16 protein-coding genes and 1 tRNA gene are annotated in these 18,415 nt (G+C 64.1%); 10 read left to right on the top strand and 7 right to left on the bottom strand.

The window, feature by feature from the left end:
- Positions 1–4: 4 nt before the first annotated feature.
- Positions 5–403 (bottom strand): 6-pyruvoyl trahydropterin synthase family protein, encoded by a 399-nt coding sequence (locus tag QN084_RS15130; RefSeq protein WP_069694670.1) that lies wholly within the window; start codon positions 401–403, stop codon positions 5–7.
- Between the two features lie 3 nt (positions 404–406).
- On the bottom strand, positions 407–1,420 hold the full coding sequence (locus tag QN084_RS15125) for a zinc-dependent alcohol dehydrogenase (protein ID WP_062095212.1): 1,014 nt from the start codon (positions 1,418–1,420) through the stop codon (positions 407–409).
- A gap of 114 nt (positions 1,421–1,534) precedes the next feature.
- Between QN084_RS15125 and QN084_RS15120 the strand changes: the two genes are divergently transcribed.
- A tRNA-Ser gene (locus QN084_RS15120) sits at positions 1,535–1,624 on the top strand.
- Between the two features lie 192 nt (positions 1,625–1,816).
- On the opposite strand, the gene QN084_RS15115 is transcribed toward QN084_RS15120, so the two are convergent.
- The 3 genes from QN084_RS15115 to QN084_RS15105 are packed head-to-tail and all read right to left on the bottom strand — an operon-like array spanning position 1,817 to position 2,834.
- Positions 1,817–2,068: a hypothetical protein gene (locus tag QN084_RS15115; RefSeq protein ID WP_128397191.1), complete on the bottom strand. Its 252-nt coding sequence runs from the start codon at positions 2,066–2,068 to the stop codon at positions 1,817–1,819.
- Entirely contained in the window at positions 2,049–2,591 is a 543-nt protein-coding gene (locus tag QN084_RS15110; protein WP_069694669.1) for a hypothetical protein, read from the bottom strand. Before QN084_RS15110 ends, QN084_RS15115 begins: the two co-directional genes overlap by 20 nt.
- A gap of 18 nt (positions 2,592–2,609) precedes the next feature.
- Entirely contained in the window at positions 2,610–2,834 is a 225-nt protein-coding gene (locus tag QN084_RS15105; protein WP_062095206.1) for a hypothetical protein, read from the bottom strand.
- A 515-nt stretch (positions 2,835–3,349) separates the two neighbouring features.
- Between QN084_RS15105 and QN084_RS15100 the strand changes: the two genes are divergently transcribed.
- Both QN084_RS15100 and QN084_RS15095 read left to right on the top strand, forming a co-directional pair.
- Complete coding sequence (locus tag QN084_RS15100; RefSeq protein ID WP_069694668.1) at positions 3,350–4,843, top strand: ArnT family glycosyltransferase; 1,494 nt, start codon at positions 3,350–3,352, stop codon at positions 4,841–4,843.
- Positions 4,844–4,872: 29 nt separating this feature from the next.
- Entirely contained in the window at positions 4,873–6,171 is a 1,299-nt protein-coding gene (locus QN084_RS15095) for a glycoside hydrolase family protein (protein WP_139126735.1), read from the top strand.
- 26 nt (positions 6,172–6,197) lie between these two features.
- Here QN084_RS15095 and QN084_RS15090 read toward each other — a convergent pair whose 3' ends face one another.
- Positions 6,198–7,190, bottom strand: a complete 993-nt coding sequence (locus tag QN084_RS15090) for an Lrp/AsnC family transcriptional regulator (protein ID WP_069694707.1) — start codon at positions 7,188–7,190, stop codon at positions 6,198–6,200.
- Positions 7,191–7,286: 96 nt separating this feature from the next.
- On the opposite strand from QN084_RS15090, the gene QN084_RS15085 reads away from it, so the two are divergent.
- From QN084_RS15085 to QN084_RS15060, 6 genes are all read left to right on the top strand, one after another.
- Positions 7,287–8,072, top strand: a complete 786-nt coding sequence (locus QN084_RS15085; RefSeq protein ID WP_069694666.1) for an RNA polymerase sigma factor — start codon at positions 7,287–7,289, stop codon at positions 8,070–8,072.
- Positions 8,073–8,115: 43 nt separating this feature from the next.
- Positions 8,116–8,733: a hypothetical protein gene (locus QN084_RS15080; RefSeq protein WP_069694665.1), complete on the top strand. Its 618-nt coding sequence runs from the start codon at positions 8,116–8,118 to the stop codon at positions 8,731–8,733.
- Positions 8,734–8,838: 105 nt separating this feature from the next.
- The gene (locus QN084_RS15075) at positions 8,839–9,567 is read left to right on the top strand and encodes a YcnI family copper-binding membrane protein (RefSeq protein WP_069694664.1); all 729 of its coding nucleotides are present in this window, start codon (positions 8,839–8,841) and stop codon (positions 9,565–9,567) included.
- Between the two features lie 103 nt (positions 9,568–9,670).
- Entirely contained in the window at positions 9,671–10,312 is a 642-nt protein-coding gene (locus QN084_RS15070; protein WP_170828560.1) for a DUF4232 domain-containing protein, read from the top strand.
- A 56-nt stretch (positions 10,313–10,368) separates the two neighbouring features.
- Positions 10,369–15,393, top strand: coding sequence for a DNA glycosylase AlkZ-like family protein (locus QN084_RS15065; RefSeq protein WP_069694662.1), 5,025 nt, complete (start codon positions 10,369–10,371; stop codon positions 15,391–15,393).
- Complete coding sequence (locus tag QN084_RS15060; RefSeq protein ID WP_062095185.1) at positions 15,386–16,216, top strand: DNA-formamidopyrimidine glycosylase family protein; 831 nt, start codon at positions 15,386–15,388, stop codon at positions 16,214–16,216. Before QN084_RS15065 ends, QN084_RS15060 begins: the two co-directional genes overlap by 8 nt.
- Here the strand turns inward: QN084_RS15060 and yczE are convergent.
- Positions 16,183–16,857 (bottom strand): membrane protein YczE, encoded by a 675-nt coding sequence (yczE, locus tag QN084_RS15055; protein ID WP_083261939.1) that lies wholly within the window; start codon positions 16,855–16,857, stop codon positions 16,183–16,185. The two genes, QN084_RS15060 and yczE, sit on opposite strands and share 34 nt — an antisense overlap.
- A gap of 61 nt (positions 16,858–16,918) precedes the next feature.
- Here yczE and yczR point away from each other — a divergent pair, with 61 nt between their 5' ends.
- Positions 16,919–18,370 carry a MocR-like transcription factor YczR gene (gene yczR / locus QN084_RS15050; protein ID WP_069694661.1) on the top strand — a complete coding sequence of 484 codons (1,452 nt, stop codon included), beginning with the start codon at positions 16,919–16,921 and terminating at the stop codon, positions 18,368–18,370.
- Positions 18,371–18,415 lie beyond the last annotated feature (45 nt).

The raw sequence follows: 18,415 nt of genomic DNA, 5'->3' as shown, positions 1-18,415 counted from the left end.
TGGCCTAGTTGCCCGGAAGCTCCAGCGAGTAGCCCGCCCAGGCGTCGGGGTTTTCGCGCAGGACGACGTCGATGCCGGACAGCGCGGGACCGTCGTCGGTGTCCTTAATGCGGGCTGCCATAACGTCGGCGATGTGCTTGGCGAGCGCTTCGGTGGTGGAGAGCTTGCCCTTGAACGCCGGGTGTTCGTCCAGGTTCTTGTAGTTCAGGTCGGCGAGGATTTCCTCGAGGATGCCGCCGGCGGCGCCGATGTCCAGCACGATCGCATCGTCATTAAGTTCACGACGGCGGAACGTCACCTCGGCGACGAAGGTGGCACCGTGCAGGCCCTGGGCCGGGCCGAATGCCTCCCTGGGAAGGCTGTGGGCGACCATGAAATGGCGTCGGACGGTCAGGCTGAACATGTCTTATTCCTCCGGCTGTGGGTAGGCGACCACGTGGCAGAAACCACCGGGCCGTTCGAACAACTTAACAAGCGTGCTGGGCAGGTTCTGGAACGTGCACTCACTGGTGATGAACGTGTCGAAGAGCGGGTCCCTCAGCTGGTTCGCTGCTTCGTGCAGGCGTTGGCCGTTGGTCCTCCGGTGCCTCCTTGGGAGGGCTACGGCGCCCACCTGGCTGGAGCGGATGTTGAGCCGACGGGCATGGAAGTCCTCGCCGAGGGGCAGGGTGACTTCCTTGTCGGCGAACCACGAAAGTTCGATCACGTCCGAGTCGTCACCGGCCAGTTGGAGGCTGAGCTTGAGGCCCTCGTTGGAGGCGGAACAGTGGAAGACGATGTCGCAGTCGTCCATGGCTTCAGTTGGGGCTGCGAACCGGATGCCGAGCTTCCGGGCTAGTTCTTCCTTGCCGGGATCGGCGTCCACGAGTTCCAACCGGTCCAGCGGATACTTGCGCAGGAGCGTCGCCAGGACCCCACCCACCAAACCGCCGCCGATGACGGCAACACGATCACCAAGCCGCGGGCCGGCTTCCCAAATAGCGTTGATGGCGACTTCCACAATGCCGGTCAGTACAGCACGCCGTGCCGGGACATCCTCCGGGATGGCAGTGAGCTGGCTGGCGGGAAGGACAAAGTAATCCTGATGCGGGTGGAGTGCAAAGACAGTCTTGCCCAGCCATTCCTCCGGGCCTTGCTCCACGACGCCAACGTTCAAGTAGCCGTATTTCACGGGGCCCGGGAAGTCGCCTTCTTGGTGGGGCGCGTGCATCAGGTCCGCAACCCGCTCCGGAACGCGACCCTCGTGCACCACGCGCTCCGTCCCCCGGCTGACGCCCGAGTACAGCGTTCGGACCAGCGCTTCGCCGTCCTGCGGGGCTTCGATGGCTTCCCTACGGAGTTCCCCGTGGCCCGATTCCGTAACCCAGTAGGCCTGCGCTGTGTCCGGGCGGTGTTCGCCTTGGTCCTGAGAGATCGTCATGATGCTTATGAATCTATCGTTGCTGTGCGCGGGACGGAAGTTGACCCTTGATCCGTCCCAACGGCGACGGCCGTTTTGGGGAACGGGGCCCAACTCCGGTACCCTATTTCAGTTGGTGACGTGTCCGAGCGGCCGAAGGTGCAACACTCGAAATGTTGTTTGGTGTAACAGCCAACGTGGGTTCAAATCCCACCGTCACCGCCATATAGCGAGGCCCCGGTTCCCATTGTTTGATGGGAACCGGGGCCTTTTGCTTTGCTCGAATCAGTCAGGCGGGCACAGCTCCTTGGCGCGATGCTGGTCTACGCGGGTTCTCGGAGGAATGCCTAACGAGCTCATGCGTCGGCGCGAGCATGAATTACTGGGCCCGCCGCCGATGGACTGAAGAATTCGGGCTTAGCTGGCTACTCGCCGGCCGGTCTGATTCTGTGACTTGACTGCGTAGTTAGGTGTCCGCTTGATCGGAGTGACGGTAGACCTGGTGATCGGTGGCAACTTCATTTCAGACAGCCGCTTCTGGGCGGGTGAAGTCTTCCGGTTCAACTGCTCGTCCAGGGTAACCTTCAGCCGGGCTGCCAGAATCTCACGGCGCAATTTCTTGAACACCTGTTCTTTGCGAGCTCTGTCTTTATCTGTCTGCGGAGCCATCTGCCTCCTCCCGCTGGTTCCTGGAGTGGTTCTTGTCCTCATTCTCTCCCGTAACAGGAGGGTCGTCTACGTTATAGAAACTCCGAACAATAGCCTTCTCTTCCTCATTAAGGCCGTTGAGCTTGGAAGCCTCGTTGATGAGTTGCTCAATGCTATCGTCCTGCATCTCAGTGTCGGTGACTTCCCACACGGCATCCAGGAGTTCTTTGTCTTTCGGGGTAGCCAACTCGCTTCGGGCAAGAAGATCCAGCATCCCGGTCCCGTAGGAATACATCTCATCGTTATCTGACGCGGATGCCTCCAGCGCCCATTGGGTCCTGCGCCACCACTCCGACCGGGCATCGGCCTCGCGTTTCTGCCTGATGCTCCACCAACCGATCAGGAACGCCACGACGGCCGCCAAGAGAGTCGCATAGGAACCAAAGGCGCCCCAAACCTGCCAGTCCTGTGCCGGACCCGGCTTCAAGCCTTCAATCGCCGCGACGACCCGGTCGACTATCTGCTGTATCTGCTGCTCGTCCATATGGCCGGTGCCGTTGGGCTATTTCACTTCGTCGGCGTGCTTGGTGATCGCGTTGGCAATGACCTTGCAGCCTTCCGGATCCACCGCGCCCAGGATAGGGGCCGCGAAGTTAAGTACTCCGTTCAAGCGCAGGGTGCTGACCAATTCCAGCTCAGCTTCAAACTGTTTGGGCAGCTTGCCGTCTTCCCGGAGAGGATACTCAGGGTCGACCTCATGGACAGGCGGAAGATCGAATTCGGGCACTTATCCAACTCTCAGTCGTTGCTGCCAACATGCCTCCATAGCTCACCGGCCCCAAGAGAAAACCGGCAGGCGCTTCAAGCCATGTGTGTTTCCGCAGAAACACCAGCGCCAAAGCATCGAACATGACAATACCAACAGCCCGGAAGCAACCGAGCCAGATGTTGCAGTTGTCCACAATGCGGCGAAAGACATGACGCGTTTTCTGACCACGGCGGCCACGACCGCATCCCTCCCGTTGCCGCCCAGGGCACCTTCCGCGCTTATCCGTGACGACGCAATCGATGGCAATTCCCGCGTCACGGAACCCCGGATGTCCGCACTTGCACATAAGTGAGGGGCTTCCAGCCGAGCTGCGAAGCCCGATCTTTGCACTTCGCAGGATGTGGGTACAGCACCCGCCCAATGCGAACACCATTTTGGAGGGCATCATCAACTCGCTAAAGCCACGTGTACCGGCGTCGGAAACGAGCAAGCCGCAGCCCGCCAACCTGATCCAAAGGGTAATTCGGCAACCCATGTGGGTGGCAGTGTTGTTGGCACTCCTTGCCTTGGAGTTTCGGGCATCCGGCGTTCAGCGCGCAAACGATGTGTTTATCGACGAAGTGACCTACGCAGACTTGGCTGGGCAGATAGCAGGTGGCCACACGCCATCCATTCTGGGCAAACCCTTTTTCCTTCATCCCCCAGGCTCCTACGCTCTCAACGCTTTGGTCATGCGCCTATGCGGCCTTGAAGGACACCCCTTGGATCTGGCCTTGCAATTACGCTGGGTCAACACTGTCCTCGGAACAGTGACAGTGGTTGTCTGTTTTCTTGTGGTCCGCCGTCTGGTTGGGACGGGGCCCGCTGCGCTGGCCGGCATCGTCCTGGCCAGTGACCCCTTTGTGCTGCGCATGGACGGGCGGCTCATGATGGAGCCACCCGCTGGCCTGGCAGTTCTTTCAGGGTGGCTCCTGGTGTTGCTGTTGCTTAACCGCAAGTGGCGGGCCGCACGCCTGTGGCTTGAGATCTGCGCCGGACTGGTCTTCGGGCTCGCCATCGTCACGAAAGATATGACCGTAGTCTTCACTGTGGTCCCGCTGCTGCTCGGCGTGTTCTGGCGCAACACCGTTCCCCCGCTGACCGCCATGAGAGTCATCGCCGCGGCCATGGTCCCTTACGCAATTTATCTTGGTTGGATTACCGCCAACGGGCTGCTGCCCCAGTTCGTGGACCAGAAGTCGGTGGGTGTCCTGAGGATGGCCGGCGCTGTCCAGATGACCGGCTTCAATTCAGTGGCGGGCGTTAGTTTGACGGACCGGCTCATGGATATGGTCGGTCGGTTCGGAACCAGCTATGTACTGTTGGGGCTTTCCATCGTTGCCGGTGCAATCGCCGCTTTTTCCCCTTTGGCGGACCGTCGCGTGATCGGTTTGTTCTCTCTGCTGACAGGCTTGGTTGGTATCTACTCGGTCTTTTTTGGAGCGGCAGAGGAACAATTCGGCTACTGCGTGGTGCTGGCGGCACTGGTTTCAACGCCCGTGGCGGTCATGATGGTGGTCGACTGGCTCCCCCGGCTTCGCTGGACCGCCGTCACGGCCTCCGCATTGATGGTCGTGCTCAGTCTCGCGCTGGGGATACAGGCCAGGTCAGTCGTGGACGACGGTCTTGTCAGTGCACGGGATTGGATGAACACCGAACTGCCCGTGTCCTCGAAGGTGGGCCTGACGTCCGTGACAGGCGAGTTCGCGTTGCTGCCGCATGAAGGTTGGGAAGTCCTGCCATCCCTGCAGTCCCTCAGGGATGGAGGCGCCCAGTACGTTCTGACCCAAGGACGGCAGCTGGGTGAGGGCTACGGCTTTGCGGCACCTGAGCTTCTGGACTGGCTCAAAAACAACGCACGGCCCGTTTTCACATTTACCGGCCCGACGTCCGGGGACACGGTCGTTTGGCAGTTGGACCGAACAAAACTCGACGCCGCGGTGGCCGGAGGACTGACTCTCCCCCCGATCAGCGGCGGGTACCGGTGAATCGCCGGATCCTCTCGACTGTGTTGGCGGTGACGATGGCAAGTGCCGGCGCCGGATGCAGCGTTGGGCCCGATCAGGGCATTCCGGGCTCCATGTCCTTTGGGGTTTTGGGCTCCACGTGCGCTCCCGATCGACTCGCCGCGCTCCGAGACGCCGGAATTTCCGTTGTTGAGCTGCCGTTGGCTTGGGATCGCTACCAGCCGGTGGATAGGCGCGTGGACCGCCACTACGTTGCCCAGGTACAACAACAGCTGGCGGACTGTCGTGACGCCGGCATGCAAGTCGTGCTGTCCCCCGGCATGCACTACCCGCCCAAGTGGGTGCGAAAACTGCCCGGTGGTTCCCTGAAGGGAAGCGCAGGAGGCACCCCCAAAAAAGCCGGGGCCGAGCTGGTGTTCAGCGCCAAGGTCCGGGACGCAGCCCATGAATACCTGGCAGGCATCCTTCCGGAGCTGGGATTCAATGGCATCGCAGCCATACGCGTAGGCACGAATGCCGGCGGGGAGTTGGGGTACCCGGGGCCTGACGATGGCGGACATGAAGGCGAGTTCTGGGCATTTGGTGATGCCCCGCAGTCCGGCAAAGGTCTGGCTGAGGGCGTATCGCCGTCCCCAATGCCGGGGTGGGTTCCGGGCTCACGTTCATGGAACGGGAGTTCCGTGAATGACGGGCAGGTCCAGGGGTGGTGGGACTGGTACGCCCGATCCGTGGTCGATGCGGTGGTATGGCAGATACGCGAGCTACGGGAGCTCGGATATCGGGGACGAGTGCACGTGCCGGTTGCCGGCCGTGGGGTCCTGCCGGCGGATAAGGCGGAAGCCATCAAAGGACGTCTGGACGGGCGGGCCAATCCCGACGGTGCTCAGGAACGCGGTTTGGACTACCCCGCCCAATTCGCGGTCCTGTCATCGTTGCCGGGCGTGGACGTGGATTTCACCGGCCTGGACGACATTTCCGCCGTCGAAGCACGCAACGCTTCACCGCCGCAGGACAAATGCCTCCCCCGCGACGACGAGGATGTGCTGCACGACAGTGCCTCCTTGTGGTCGTCCCACAGGTACACGAGTGCTTTGGCCCGACGCGCCGGCCTCGGATTGGTGGGGGAAAACCCCGGCCCAGCGGACTGGCCATTCACTGGAGGAGCGCCACGATCAGACAGTCTTTCCGATCAGCTGCGAAGAGCTCCGCAATATGCCAAGGAATGCGGCATGACGATGTTCTTGTTTGGCTTCGAAGCGTGTTTGTTCGAGGAGGAAGAGCACAGCCAAAGCGGGGTCAACGTTGATGACTACAAGAAAGTCATCCATGAAATCAGAGCCCTGCCGTAACCGGCACGAGCCCGAAATGCGCCAGTCTAAATCTCCTGGATAATCCGCCGGCCGTCCGTGTCCAGGCGCTTGCCCATGTGCTTCGGTGTCCGCAACACAATCGACCGGTCGGCGATCTCCACGTAGGGCAGCTGCTCGCCGAGTTGGCGCTCCAGCACAGCCATGTCCTCGACTCCGCGCAACCACACCGCCATCGCGATGGAATGCGTGCCGCCAGTCGTGACAACCAGCCGCGCTTCGTTCAATCCGGCCAGGCTTGCGGCGACAAGATCGACCTTTGACGCCGGGGCGCTCAGGAAGTACCAGACGCAGACCGGCCAGGGTGAGGATGTCCGCGCCAGTTCCAGCCGGACCACCACCCTTTGCGAACCCAGGACGTTGGCCAGCGCGGTCTTTGCCCGTGTAGGGCTGATGCGCAGCAGTCGGGCAAGGTCGGCAACGGACGTCCTGCCGTCCATCAGCAGGATCCCGGCCAAATCCTTCTCGACCTCGGCACTGACTGCCGAGGCCCGCGGAGTTGGCAACGGCACAGCCCTTTCGAGCGCCCGCACTTCGTCAGTCGCCAAGGACCTCAGACGCCACTTCCGTGCATCCGTGATCATCCTGGTGACCCGGTGCGTACGCGTGCTGGTGATCCCCTCCACTGCGGGAATCCGGTCCAGGAGGAACGTGGAAAGTTCGGCGTCGGTACTGCAGAAGACCGTAAGAATAAGGTCACGGGCTCCGGCGGTCTGGTCGACGGAAACCACCTCCCGGTCGCGGACCAGACCTTGTATGACTGCCGACATCATGGACGGCGCACACGTGACGTCGATGATGGCACCAACAAACCTGGCCCCGGATCCTTTGTAGGACGTCATCCAGGCGAGCCCTCGGTCCTGGAGGACGTTCCACCTTCGTGCAAGCGTGACGGCGTCGGCGCCAACCACTGGAGCCAAAGCCGTCCATGGTGCCCTGGGCCTCACTTGGAGGGCATGCAAAAGCCTCAGGTCACGCTCGTCGAAATCGAAATCCTGCATGGGCAGTCCGTTTTTCCCACTTTCCTGCATCTTCGGTGAATCCAATCATGCTCTTCCTAGGTTTGGGCCGCTCGCCCCGACCCTGAAAGGCAAAGTGTGGAACCCCCAACCACTGCAGCCGCCGACTCCCCCAATGCCCGCGACAATCACTTGATAGAACTCGTCCGGCAAGGACACCTGTCCGCATTCGATGAACTTTACAGACGCCATAAAAATGCAGCCGTTTACGTGGCACGCAGGGAGGCAGACAACCTCAGCGACGTGGACGATGTTGTTGCCGAAGCCTTCCTGGCCGTCCTCGTGGCTTTGGAAGCCGGCAAAGGACCGAACGCGTACTTCCGCTCCTATGTGCTGACCACGACGCGCCGGATGGCCCACCAACGCAACGCCGGCGCCAGGCGCCGGGCGGCCTTTGACCGGGACAGGGCGCTCGCGCAAACAAGCCAGGAGGCAGACGCTTTCGTCGCACTGTTCGAATCAACCACCCTGCTGCGGGCCTTCCGCTCGCTCCCCACCCGATGGCAACGGGTGCTGTGGTGCGTGGACATTGAGGGGATGAGGCACACCGAGGCGGGAGAATACGTGGGGGTGAACCCCAACGGCGTTGCCTCGTTACTGATCCGCGCCCGCGTGGGTCTCCGCCAGGCGTATCTCCAGGCACACGTCCGCCAGCCCGCCGGCAAAGGCTGTTCCGAAATCTCGCAGCTCCTGGCGCGGTTGGCGCGGGACTCGGCGACCGCCGCCGGCAGGAGGCGGGCAGAAAGCCATCTGGCGGGCTGCCTGCACTGCGCCGAAGCACTGTCCGAGCTTCTGGAGATCGAACGCACCCTGAGGCCGTCCTCGGTTGAACGCTCCGCCAGCCCTTTCCAGAAATCCCGATAGAATCGGAGGTGCCCAAGCAGCCGGCCAACACAGGGAGGACACAGTGCGCACTCTGCAGCACCGGACTCCCTTCCATGCCTTGCGCTCTTCGGCGATCGCCACGGTGATCGTGCTGCTGGCCGCAAGTGCCCACGTTGCCGGCGGCGGCGAACTCCCCACGTTCCCGGTTCTCCTGGCGCTGGTTGCCGTAACGGGCCTGGCCACCACCTTCGCTTCCCGGTTCAAGCTGAACCTGATGGCGATGTCCGCGCTTCTGGGCGCGAGCCAGTTCGTCCTGCACGACGCTTTCAGCGCCTTTGCACCGGTGGGTGTTACCGGACCACTAGGCAGTCACCACGTGGGAACCGAGCTCCTGACACCCGTGCTGGACCCCGCTGCCCACCTTCATGATCCGGGAACTGCCGCCGGAGCCCTCATGCTGGTGGCGCACGCTCTGGCCACCGTCGCGTCCGCAGTTGCCTTGTCGAAGGGCGAGGATGCGCTGTGGCAGCTTGCAGCCTGGCTCCGGCCGCTTGCTGTACTGCCCACACTGCTTTTCAAGCCCGACGCCGGTGCCACGCCACTGGTCGTCGGCGCACCCGTGGTTTTCATCCCCCGCCCGTGGCGGAACCTCAGGCAAGACAGCCGGCGCGGCCCGCCGGCCGCCGTCGTGCATTCCTGACTCCGCCCGGCACCCAAAGTTCACAACAAGCAAAAGCCTTGTGAGGTGACGGGCTAAAAACCTGTACCCAGCGCCGCTCAGAGGCGCACCTTGAAAGGCATTCCCATGAACAAGTCCGTACTCCGCCGTGCCCTGTCCACGACCGCTGCAGCCGGTGCCACCGCTGCCCTGATGATGGCCGGACTGGCCGGGGCGTCCGCCCACGTCGGCGCCGATCCAAACAAGACCGCTGCCAACTCCTACGCGCTGGTCACCTTTGGCATTCCGCACGGCTGCGATACCTCCCCCACCACGAAGGTGACCATCACGCTGCCTGAGGAACTGACTGACGCGCAGCCCACAGTGAACCCCAACTGGACCGTGGAGAAGGTCACCGAAACCCTGGACGCGCCCAAGAAACTGGACGACGGGACCAGCATCACCAAGCGCACCGGCCAGATCGTCTACACGGCCAAGACCCCCCTGGATCCGCACCTGCGGGATGCCTTGGTGTTGTCGGTCAAGCTGCCTGACGCAGCGGGCAAGACCATCTACTTCCCCACGCTGCAGACCTGTGAGCAGGGCCAGGTGGATTGGGCCGAAGTTCCCAAGGATGGCCAGAAAGAGGATGACCTCAAGTCCCCCGCCCCTTCGGTGACCATCACACCCGCCGACTCGTCCGGCGGCCACCACGGCGCGTCAACGGAAACCACTGAGCAGGCAGCTTCCGTGAGCAGCGACAACTCGACCGCACTTGGTTGGGCCGGTTTGATCGCCGGCTTTGCCGGCCTGGTTCTGGGAGGCGCGGCGTTCCTCCGCAGCCGGACCGCAAAGACGGGCACAACAACTAAGTAACGCTGCGCGATTGGCGCCCGGAAGATCACAATCCGGGCGCCAATCCGTCGCGGTCGCCGTGGCTCAATTGACTCCCGCCACGGCCGCCGCAAGGCTGGTGCCCATGTGGACTCAGCGCATCAAGACCGGACTTTTGACGACGACGGCGGCTGCCTCGCTGCTGATGCTGGCCGCCTGCGGGCCCAGCCCGAGCCCTTCGGGGACCAGCAGCGCACCGCCAAGTTCATCCACGCCATCCGCTTCGCCCTCGGAGTCGTCGACGTCGGCTGCTCCGTCAGGAAGCACCTCACCGTCGGCAGCCCCCACGTCCGCCGCTCCGGCCGCACCCGCCTTGTGCAAGGCGGACTCGTTGACGGCAACAACGGACGCCACCGGTGGCGGCGCGGCCGGAAGCATCTACGAGAAACTGATCCTGACCAACTCAGGCTCGGCAACCTGCGTCCTGGAAGGTTTCGCCGGAGTGTCCCTCACGGCCAACGCCACGGGCGAACCCATTGGCGAACCGGCCACGCGGGAAACAACCACGCCCGTCACTAGGATCGAGCTGGCACCCGGCAAGTCCGCATGGGCGGAGCTGCGGTACACGCAGGCCGGGAACTACGGCGACTGCACCAAGGTCCCGGCAGCGGGATACCGCATCTACCCGCCCGAAGACACAGCATCCCTGTTCGTCGCCGAACCCCACGACGCCTGCAGCAACATGGGGATCAAGCTCTTGAGCATCACCGCATTCCAAGCGGTCTAAACCGCCTCCCCACGGGCCGGGCTTATTATGTCCTGGCCGTGGGGCATGATGGAGGAATGCAGGAGCAGCAGGCGTCCACAGGCGCCATGAGCCGTTTCAGCCAGGCAACCAGGGAATGGTTCCTCGGCGCTTTCAGTGAGCCCACGGCTGCCCAGGATGGCGCGTGGAATGCCATTTCCTCCGGTTCCCATGCCTTGGTGGTAGCTCCCACCGGTTCGGGAAAAACCCTGGCCGCGTTCCTCTGGGCGTTGGACAGGCTGCACGCTGCCCCGTCCGATGCTTTGCCGGGACTTGAGGACGTTCCGGCGCCGGCCAAGGGCCGTGCCAAGCGTCCCAAGACCAAGACCCGTGTCCTCTACATTTCGCCGCTCAAAGCCCTCGGTGTGGACGTGGAACGCAACCTCCGCGCCCCGCTGATCGGCATCACCCAAACAGCAAAGCGCTTGGGCCTGCCCGCACCGCTGGTGACCGTTGGCGTCCGTTCGGGAGATACGACGGCGGCAGATCGCCGCTCGCTGCTGTCCAACCCTCCGGACATCCTCATTACAACGCCGGAGTCCCTGTTCCTGATGCTGACGTCGCGTGCACGCGAGACGCTCAGCGAAGTGGACACCGTGATCATCGACGAAGTCCACGCTGTTGCCGGCACCAAGCGCGGTGCCCACCTCGCTGTATCGCTGGAACGCCTGGACGCGCTATTGCCCAAGCCCGCTCAACGCATCGGGTTGTCCGCCACCGTGCAGCCGCGCGAGTTGGTGGCTCAATTCCTTGCCGGGCAGGCTCCGGTGGAGATCGTCGCTCCCCCCTCCAAGAAGAACTGGAACCTGACGGTCACCGTGCCTGTTGAGGACATGTCGGACCTCCAGGGTGCTGCCGGCGCGTTCGATTCCGGGCCGGCGTCAGGTTTGCAGCCGCAAGCTTCCATCTGGCCGCACGTTGAGGAGCAGATTGTGGATCTGGTCCTCTCCAAGCAGTCCACCATTGTCTTTGCCAATTCACGTCGCCTTTCGGAGCGGCTGACCGCCCGGTTGAACGAGATCTACGCGGAGCGGCAACTCATGGCGGTGGCGGGTTCACCGTGGGCGGAGCCGGTAGCTGGAGACACGGAGGACTGGGGCGCCGGGCCAGGGCAAGATGAGGCTTCCGCTGCCGCCCCGGCCAAAGCGCCCGTTTCTACGGCAACCCCCGCGCACATGATGGCCCAGGCGGGCAGCACCAGCGGAAGCGATCCCGTTCTGGCCAGGGCCCACCATGGTTCAGTGTCCAAGGACCAACGGGCCATGATCGAGGACGACCTCAAATCCGGCAGGCTGCGCTGTGTTGTTGCAACGTCTTCCCTTGAGCTGGGCATCGACATGGGCGCAGTGGACCTTGTCATCCAAGTAGAGTCTCCGCCCTCGGTTGCCAGCGGCCTCCAGCGCGTTGGGCGTGCCGGACACCAAGTAGGCGAGATCTCCGAGGGCGTCCTCTTCCCCAAGCACCGGGCCGACCTCCTCCACACGAGCGTCACGGTGGAGCGGATGCTCAGTGGCCAGATTGAGCGGCTGAGCATCCCCACCAACCCGCTGGACATCCTTGCCCAGCAGACCGTCGCGGCCACCGCATTGGAGAGCATCGACGTCGAGGAATGGTTCAGCACCGTTCGCCGCTCGGCGCCGTTCGCCAGCCTCCCCCGGTCAGCCTTCGAGGCCACGCTGGACCTCCTGGCAGGCCGGTACCCCTCCGATGAGTTTGCCGAGCTGCGGCCCCGCATCGTGTGGGACCGCCACGCAGGAACCATTGAAGGCAGGCCCGGATCCCAGCGGCTGGCGGTCACGTCCGGCGGCACCATTCCCGACCGCGGCCTCTTCGGCGTGTACATCATCGGTACCGAAGTTGAAGGGACCGGTTCCTCCGGTGGCTCTGACGGCGACGGCCCGAGCCCATCGTCCCGCGCAGCCAAGGGCGGCCGCCGCGTGGGTGAGCTCGATGAGGAAATGGTCTACGAATCCCGCGTCGGGGACGTCTTCGCCCTCGGAGCAACCAGCTGGAAAATCGAGGACATCACGCATGACCGTGTCCTCGTCTCTCCCGCCTTCGGCCAACCGGGCAAATTGCCGTTCTGGAAGGGTGACTCCCTGGGCCGCCCCGTGGACCTCGGCCGCGCCTTGGGCGCGTTCATTCGGGAACTTTCGGCAGCTGATTCCGGGCCGGCCATGGAACGTTGCCAGGCCAGCGGTCTGGACACCTTCGCGGCAAGCAACCTGATTCAATACCTCGAGGAGCAAAAGCAGGCCACCGAGGTTGTGCCCAACGACCGAACGTTGGTGGTGGAACGCTTCCACGATGAACTGGGTGACTGGCGGGTGGTCCTCCACAGCCCCTTCGGCATGCCGGTCCATGCGCCGTGGGCCCTTGCTGTGGGGCAGAGGCTCCAGCAGCGTTACGGCCTGGACGGATCGGCAATGGCTGCCGATGACGGCATTGTGCTCAGGGTGCCCATGATGGAAGATGAGCCTCCCGGTGCGGAGCTGTTCCTCTTCGATCCGGAGGAACTGGAACAAATCGTCACCGCAGAGGTGGGCGGCAGCGCTCTCTTCGCGTCGCGGTTCCGGGAATGCGCTGCCCGCGCCTTACTGCTGCCGCGTCAAAACCCCACCAAACGGCAACCGCTGTGGCAGCAACGCCAGCGTTCCGCCCAGCTGCTGGATGTCGCCAAGAAGTACCCGTCGTTCCCCATCGTGCTGGAAACCGTGCGCGAATGCTTGCAGGACGTCTATGATCTCCCGGCGCTCAAGGACATCGCAGCCTCCGTGGAACGCAGGGAATTGCGGATCGTCGAAACCACTACGCAGCAGCCATCTCCTTTCGCCAAATCACTGTTGTTCGGCTACGTCGCCCAGTTCCTCTATGAGGGCGACTCCCCCCTGGCCGAGCGCAGGGCTGCGGCACTGGCCCTCGACTCCACCCTCCTGAACGAGCTCCTGGGCAGGGTGGAACTCCGTGAGCTCCTGGACGCGGCAGTCATCGATTCCACCGAGCGGGAGCTGCAACGGCTGGTTCCGGATCGTCGGGTCCGTGGGATGGAAGGCATTGCGGACCTCCTCCGGCTGCTGGGTCCGCTGGACGTGAAGGAAGTAGCCGAGCGCCTGCAAGGGCAGGAACTGGTTCAGGAGCAGGAACAGCTGCTGAACCGGGAACAGTTTCAGGGCCACGCGGAGGACCAGGAACTCACCGAAGGCAAGGCCCTTCCTCCCGGAACTCCCGCCGAAGCAGAGCAGCACCTTTTGGCATTGCAGAAGGCCAACCGCGCCCTCAAGGTGACTATCGGCGGCGTCGAACGCTTTGCTGCCATTGAAGACGCGGCGCGGCTTCGCGATGCAATCGGTGTTCCCCTTCCCATGGGCGTGCCGCTGGCCTTTATCGAACCTGTGCAGGACCCGCTGGGAGACCTCGTTTCCCGTTACGCCCGCACGCATGGACCATTCACTGCGGCCGAAGCGGCGACGCGGCTGGGACTGGGCGTCGCCGTCGTCAATACCGCCCTGAAGCGGCTGGCTGCAGACGGCAGGGTTGTGGAGGGTGAGTTCCGACCACACGCCGTCGCCGTAACCCAGGACCCTGAAACCACCGATCCCGAGTTGATGGGCCCGGAAGCTCCTCCTGCCAGCGAATGGTGCGACGCCGAGGTCTTGCGGAAATTGCGGCGCCGCTCCCTCGCTGCGTTGCGGGCGGAAGTGGAACCGGTGGACGCCGCCGCTTACGGTCGCTTCCTTCCCGCATGGCAAAACGTCAGTGCCCAGGGAAAGTCGAGGGGCTCGGCCCTGCGGGGTCTGGATGGCATCATCACTGCCGTGGACCAACTGTCCGGGGTTCCCGTCCCGGCATCGGCATGGGAACCGTTGGTGCTGGCCAGCAGGGTGGCCGACTACAAACCCGCGATGCTCGACGAGCTCATGGCAGCGGGTGAACTGCTGTGGTCCGGAGCCGGCCAGCTGCCCGGCAATGACGGATGGATCAGCCTCCACGTTGCAGACTCTGCCGAACTGACCCTGAGCCCTTCGCCGGACTTCGAACCGGGCGATGCCCAGCAGCGCCTGCTGGACTACCTCAGTGCCGGCGGCGGCTACTTCTTCCGGCAACTGACGGACGTTGCCGGGGGCATGGACGCCGTGCTCAGTGACGACGCCGTCGTCTCAGCGCTGTGGGACCTGGTGTGGGCCGGCAGGGTTACCGGGGATACCTTTGCCCCCGTCCGTGCCATGATCGCCGGAGGACGGACGGCCCACCGGCAAGTTGCGAAAGCCCCGAGGGCCCGTGCACCGCGCATGAGCCGTTTGGGCCGCCACGGTGCAGGCCTCCTTGGCTCCCCGGGATTGAGCGGCGGACGCTACGGTTCAACCGCTGCTTCGGCACCCACGCCGCCGCTCGCCGTCGGGCGTTGGTCCGCGCTTCCCGCCCCGGAGCTCGACCCCACCATCCATGCACGCGGCACCGCGGAGCTCCTGCTGGACAGGTACGGAGTGGTGACGCGCGGGTCCGTCATGGCCGAGAACATCCTGGGCGGGTTTGGGCTGATGTACAAGGTCCTGGCCCGGTTGGAAGAGGCAGGACGGTGCCGCCGGGGCTACTTCATTGAACACCTTGGCGCGGCCCAATTCGCGGTGCCTGCCACAGTGGACAGGCTGCGGTCCTTCACGGAAGACGCCCGGATCTCCAAGGCCGAGCCGTCAGCGTTGGCCTTGGCGGCAACGGACCCGGCGAACCCATACGGCGCGGCCCTCCCGTGGCCGGGTGTGGCCGGTGAAGCCGGTTCGGGACACCGCCCGGGCAGGAAGGCCGGAGCTTTGGTGGTGATGGTCGACGGCGCGTTGGTGCTTTACGTCGAGCGCGGCGGCAAGACCCTGCTCACCTTCAGCCGCGACGAGGCTGCCTTGACCGTGGCCGCCGAGGCCTTGGTGGGCGTAGTGCGGAGCGGCGCCGTGGACAAGCTGTTCATGGAGAAAGTGAACGGCCACGATCTCCTGGAGACCCCCATAGCGGTGGCATTGGCTGCCGCCGGCGCCTACTCCACACCGAAGGGACTGCGTATCCGTGCCTGAGGGAGACTCCATTTGGCGGGCAGCACACAAGCTCCACGAGGCCTTGGCAGGGCAGGTCCTCACCGCTTCAGACTTCAGGGTTCCCCGGTTTGCCACACTGAACCTGTCGGGCTGGACCATGGTGGAGGTGGTGCCCCGCGGGAAGCATCTGCTGATGCGTCTGGAGGGGCCGGAAGACACCCTGCCCGGTGCCAGCAAGAAACCGCGGGCATTGACCATCCACTCGCACCTCAAGATGGAGGGCTCATGGATGGTCTACCCGCCCGGGGGCCGATGGACGAAGCCTGGTCATACCGCCCGTTGTGTGCTGCGCACTCCCGTAGGGGACGCGGTCGGTTTCTCCCTGGGAATCCTGGATGTGGTGCCCACCAGCGAGGAAGACAAGATCGTCGGCCACCTCGGGCCGGATCTCCTGGGCCCGGACTGGGACGAAGAGGAGGCCTTACGGAGGTTGCAGGCCGAACCGGACGTTCCCATTGGCTTCGCCTTGCTGGATCAACGCAAGCTGGCCGGGATAGGCAATATCTACCGCTGTGATTCCTGTTTCCTGTCTGGCATCCACCCAGCGCTACCCGTGGGCCAGGTCCCGGACCTTGCAAAAATCGTCACCGACGCCAAGCGCCTCCTCGGTGAAAACCTTGGACCCGGGCGTCGGACTACGCTGGGCCCGCGTGCCATGCGTCCCGGTTACTGGGTGTACGGCAGGACCCGCCAACCCTGCCGGCGCTGCGGTACGCAGATCCGGCACGGCCTCCTCGCGGGACCGGACGGGACCGAGGAGCGGGACATTTACTTCTGCCCGCGGTGCCAGCCGGCGCCCTGAAACGATGTTTCAGGCCGCGTCAGTACGGCCCCTGCGGCGACACCCGGCTTCGCATCAGGCTTGCCCTCCGGGACCATGAACCTCGGCAGCAGCAACTGAACGAGTGGACCAATGGCCAGGGCGTAAACCACCGTGCCAACACCTACCGATCCGCCAAGCAGCCAACCTATCGCCAACACGGTGACCTCTATTCCGGTGCGCACCAGCCGGACGGACCATCCCGTCCGCCGCACGAGGCCGGTCATGAGGCCGTCGCGGGCGCCGGGCCCCAGACGGGCTCCGATGTAGCAGGCCGAAGCGATGCCATTGAGCGCCACCGCTCCCGCCAGCAGGGCGATCTGGCCGCCAAGATGGAAGAACTCCGGGATCAGCCACAAGCCCAGATCCGCAAAGAGGCCCACCAGGACCGCGTTCGCCAGCGTTCCAATACCGGGCATCTGCCGCAGCGGTATCCAGAGGAGAAGCACCAGGAAACTCACCACGATCACCACCACCCCGATGCTGAGGCCCGTCTTTTCCGAGACTCCTTGATGGAACACATCCCAAGGATCAAGGCCAAGGCCGGCTCGAATGAACATCGCCAGAGATATGCCATACATGGCCAGTCCGAGCAGGAGTTGGGTGAGTCTTCGGGTCATCATGAATCCCATAATTCACGAAAACTGGCCTTGTAATCCATAGCCAGTTTGAAATACTGGACTGATGCCGAGTTCACTGAACCCCACCGCCCTGGCCCGACTCCTTGGGTCGTGGAACTCCGGCGCGCTGCCCGCCTACCGTGAGCTGGCCGACGTCGTGCGTTTGCTGGTGATGGATGGCCGCATTCCTCTGGACGTCGCCTTGCCGAGCGAGAGGTCGCTGGCGTCCACCCTGGGACTCAGCCGCACCACCATCACCGCCGCCTATGCGAGCCTGCGCGAGCAAGGATTCCTGACAGCGGGCCAAGGCAGTCGCGGACGGACGAGCATTCCGCACCGGAGTACTCCCGTCAGCATGCCGGGCCTCGCCGCGCCCGAAGGCCTGCTGGACCTGGCCTACGCATCGTTGCCCGCGGCCGGCGAGGTGGTCCACCGTGCCTTCGCGGACGCATTGACCGAGTTGCCGGCGCTCCTGCCGGGATTCGGCTACGACGCCTTGGGCATTCCAGTCCTCCGGGAGGCCATCGCCGCGAAGTACACGGCCGACGGCGTACCCACCACCCCGGAGCAAATCCTTGTGACCTCCGGCGCGCAACACGCACTCAACATCATTCTGCGTACACTTGCCGGCAAACAGCACAAAGTGTTGGTGGAGCACCCGAGTTACCCGAACGCCCTCGACGCCATCCGCACCGCGGGCTCCCGCCCCCTGCCCGTCGCGCTGCCCTCCCCCGACGCTCCGGACTCCTGGGACATCGACGCGATGGTCGCTGCCATGCACCAACAACGGCCGGCCATGGCTTACCTGGTTCCGGATTTCCACAATCCCACCGGCCGGCTCATGCCCGACCACTACAGGAAACGCCTGGCACGTGCCGCGGCGTCGTCAGGCACCGTGCTGGTTGTGGACGAGACGCTCCGGGGACTGAACCTCGACGGCGGCGCTGCCGCACCGATGTCAGCTTTCAGTCCCGCCGTGGTTTCGATAGGGTCGCTCAGCAAGTCGCACTGGGCAGGGCTCCGGACCGGATGGATCCGCGCCGACGCACCACTGATCACCCGCTTTGTGGCCACCAGGACGACCATGGACCTCGGCGGGCCGGTGGTGGAGCAACTCGCAGCGGCACGGCTGGTGCGCTCCTACGCCGAGCCGCTTGGGTCCCGGCTGGAAGAACTGCGCGACAACCGCGCCTCACTGTTGGAACTACTGGCCGAACATCTGCCGGAGTGGGAAGTGGAGCGACCCCAAGGCGGCCTGACTGTCTGGTGCCGCCTCCCCACACCCGGCAGCACCGCACTGACGGTGGTCGCACCGGAATTCGGCGTCCGCTTGGCTGCCGGCCCAAGGTTCGGCGTCGGTGGGGCGTTCGAGCACTACATGCGGGTGCCTTACACACTTCCGCCCGCGCAACTCGAAACCGCGGTCAAGGCGCTCCGGGAGGCACAGGACAAGGTGGGCGATTCCCCGCAACTCCGCCGGAGCCTAAAAGCTGAAGAGAGGTTCGCCGTCGCCTGACCTTTAAGCAGCCTGACCCCATCTGACTGGCAGTAGGGGTTGTTC

Origin of the sequence: Paenarthrobacter sp. R1 (assembly GCF_030264015.1) — a bacterium.
Taxonomy (GTDB): domain Bacteria; phylum Actinomycetota; class Actinomycetes; order Actinomycetales; family Micrococcaceae; genus Arthrobacter; species Arthrobacter ureafaciens.
Note: the sequence above shows the minus strand (reverse complement) of the source record. Positions and strands in the feature narration are given on the sequence as shown.

Coding starts and splice junctions, on each gene's coding strand:
- QN084_RS15130 (WP_069694670.1), bottom strand. CDS start 403: ATGTTCAGCCTGACCGTCCGACGCCATTTCATGGTCGCCCACAGCCTT.
- QN084_RS15125 (WP_062095212.1), bottom strand. CDS start 1,420: ATGACGATCTCTCAGGACCAAGGCGAACACCGCCCGGACACAGCGCAG.
- QN084_RS15115 (WP_128397191.1), bottom strand. CDS start 2,068: ATGGCTCCGCAGACAGATAAAGACAGAGCTCGCAAAGAACAGGTGTTC.
- QN084_RS15110 (WP_069694669.1), bottom strand. CDS start 2,591: ATGGACGAGCAGCAGATACAGCAGATAGTCGACCGGGTCGTCGCGGCG.
- QN084_RS15100 (WP_069694668.1), top strand. CDS start 3,350: ATGTGGGTGGCAGTGTTGTTGGCACTCCTTGCCTTGGAGTTTCGGGCA.
- QN084_RS15090 (WP_069694707.1), bottom strand. CDS start 7,190: ATGCAGGATTTCGATTTCGACGAGCGTGACCTGAGGCTTTTGCATGCC.
- QN084_RS15075 (WP_069694664.1), top strand. CDS start 8,839: ATGAACAAGTCCGTACTCCGCCGTGCCCTGTCCACGACCGCTGCAGCC.
- QN084_RS15070 (WP_170828560.1), top strand. CDS start 9,671: ATGTGGACTCAGCGCATCAAGACCGGACTTTTGACGACGACGGCGGCT.
- QN084_RS15065 (WP_069694662.1), top strand. CDS start 10,369: ATGCAGGAGCAGCAGGCGTCCACAGGCGCCATGAGCCGTTTCAGCCAG.
- yczE (WP_083261939.1), bottom strand. CDS start 16,857: ATGATGACCCGAAGACTCACCCAACTCCTGCTCGGACTGGCCATGTAT.
- yczR (WP_069694661.1), top strand. CDS start 16,919: ATGCCGAGTTCACTGAACCCCACCGCCCTGGCCCGACTCCTTGGGTCG.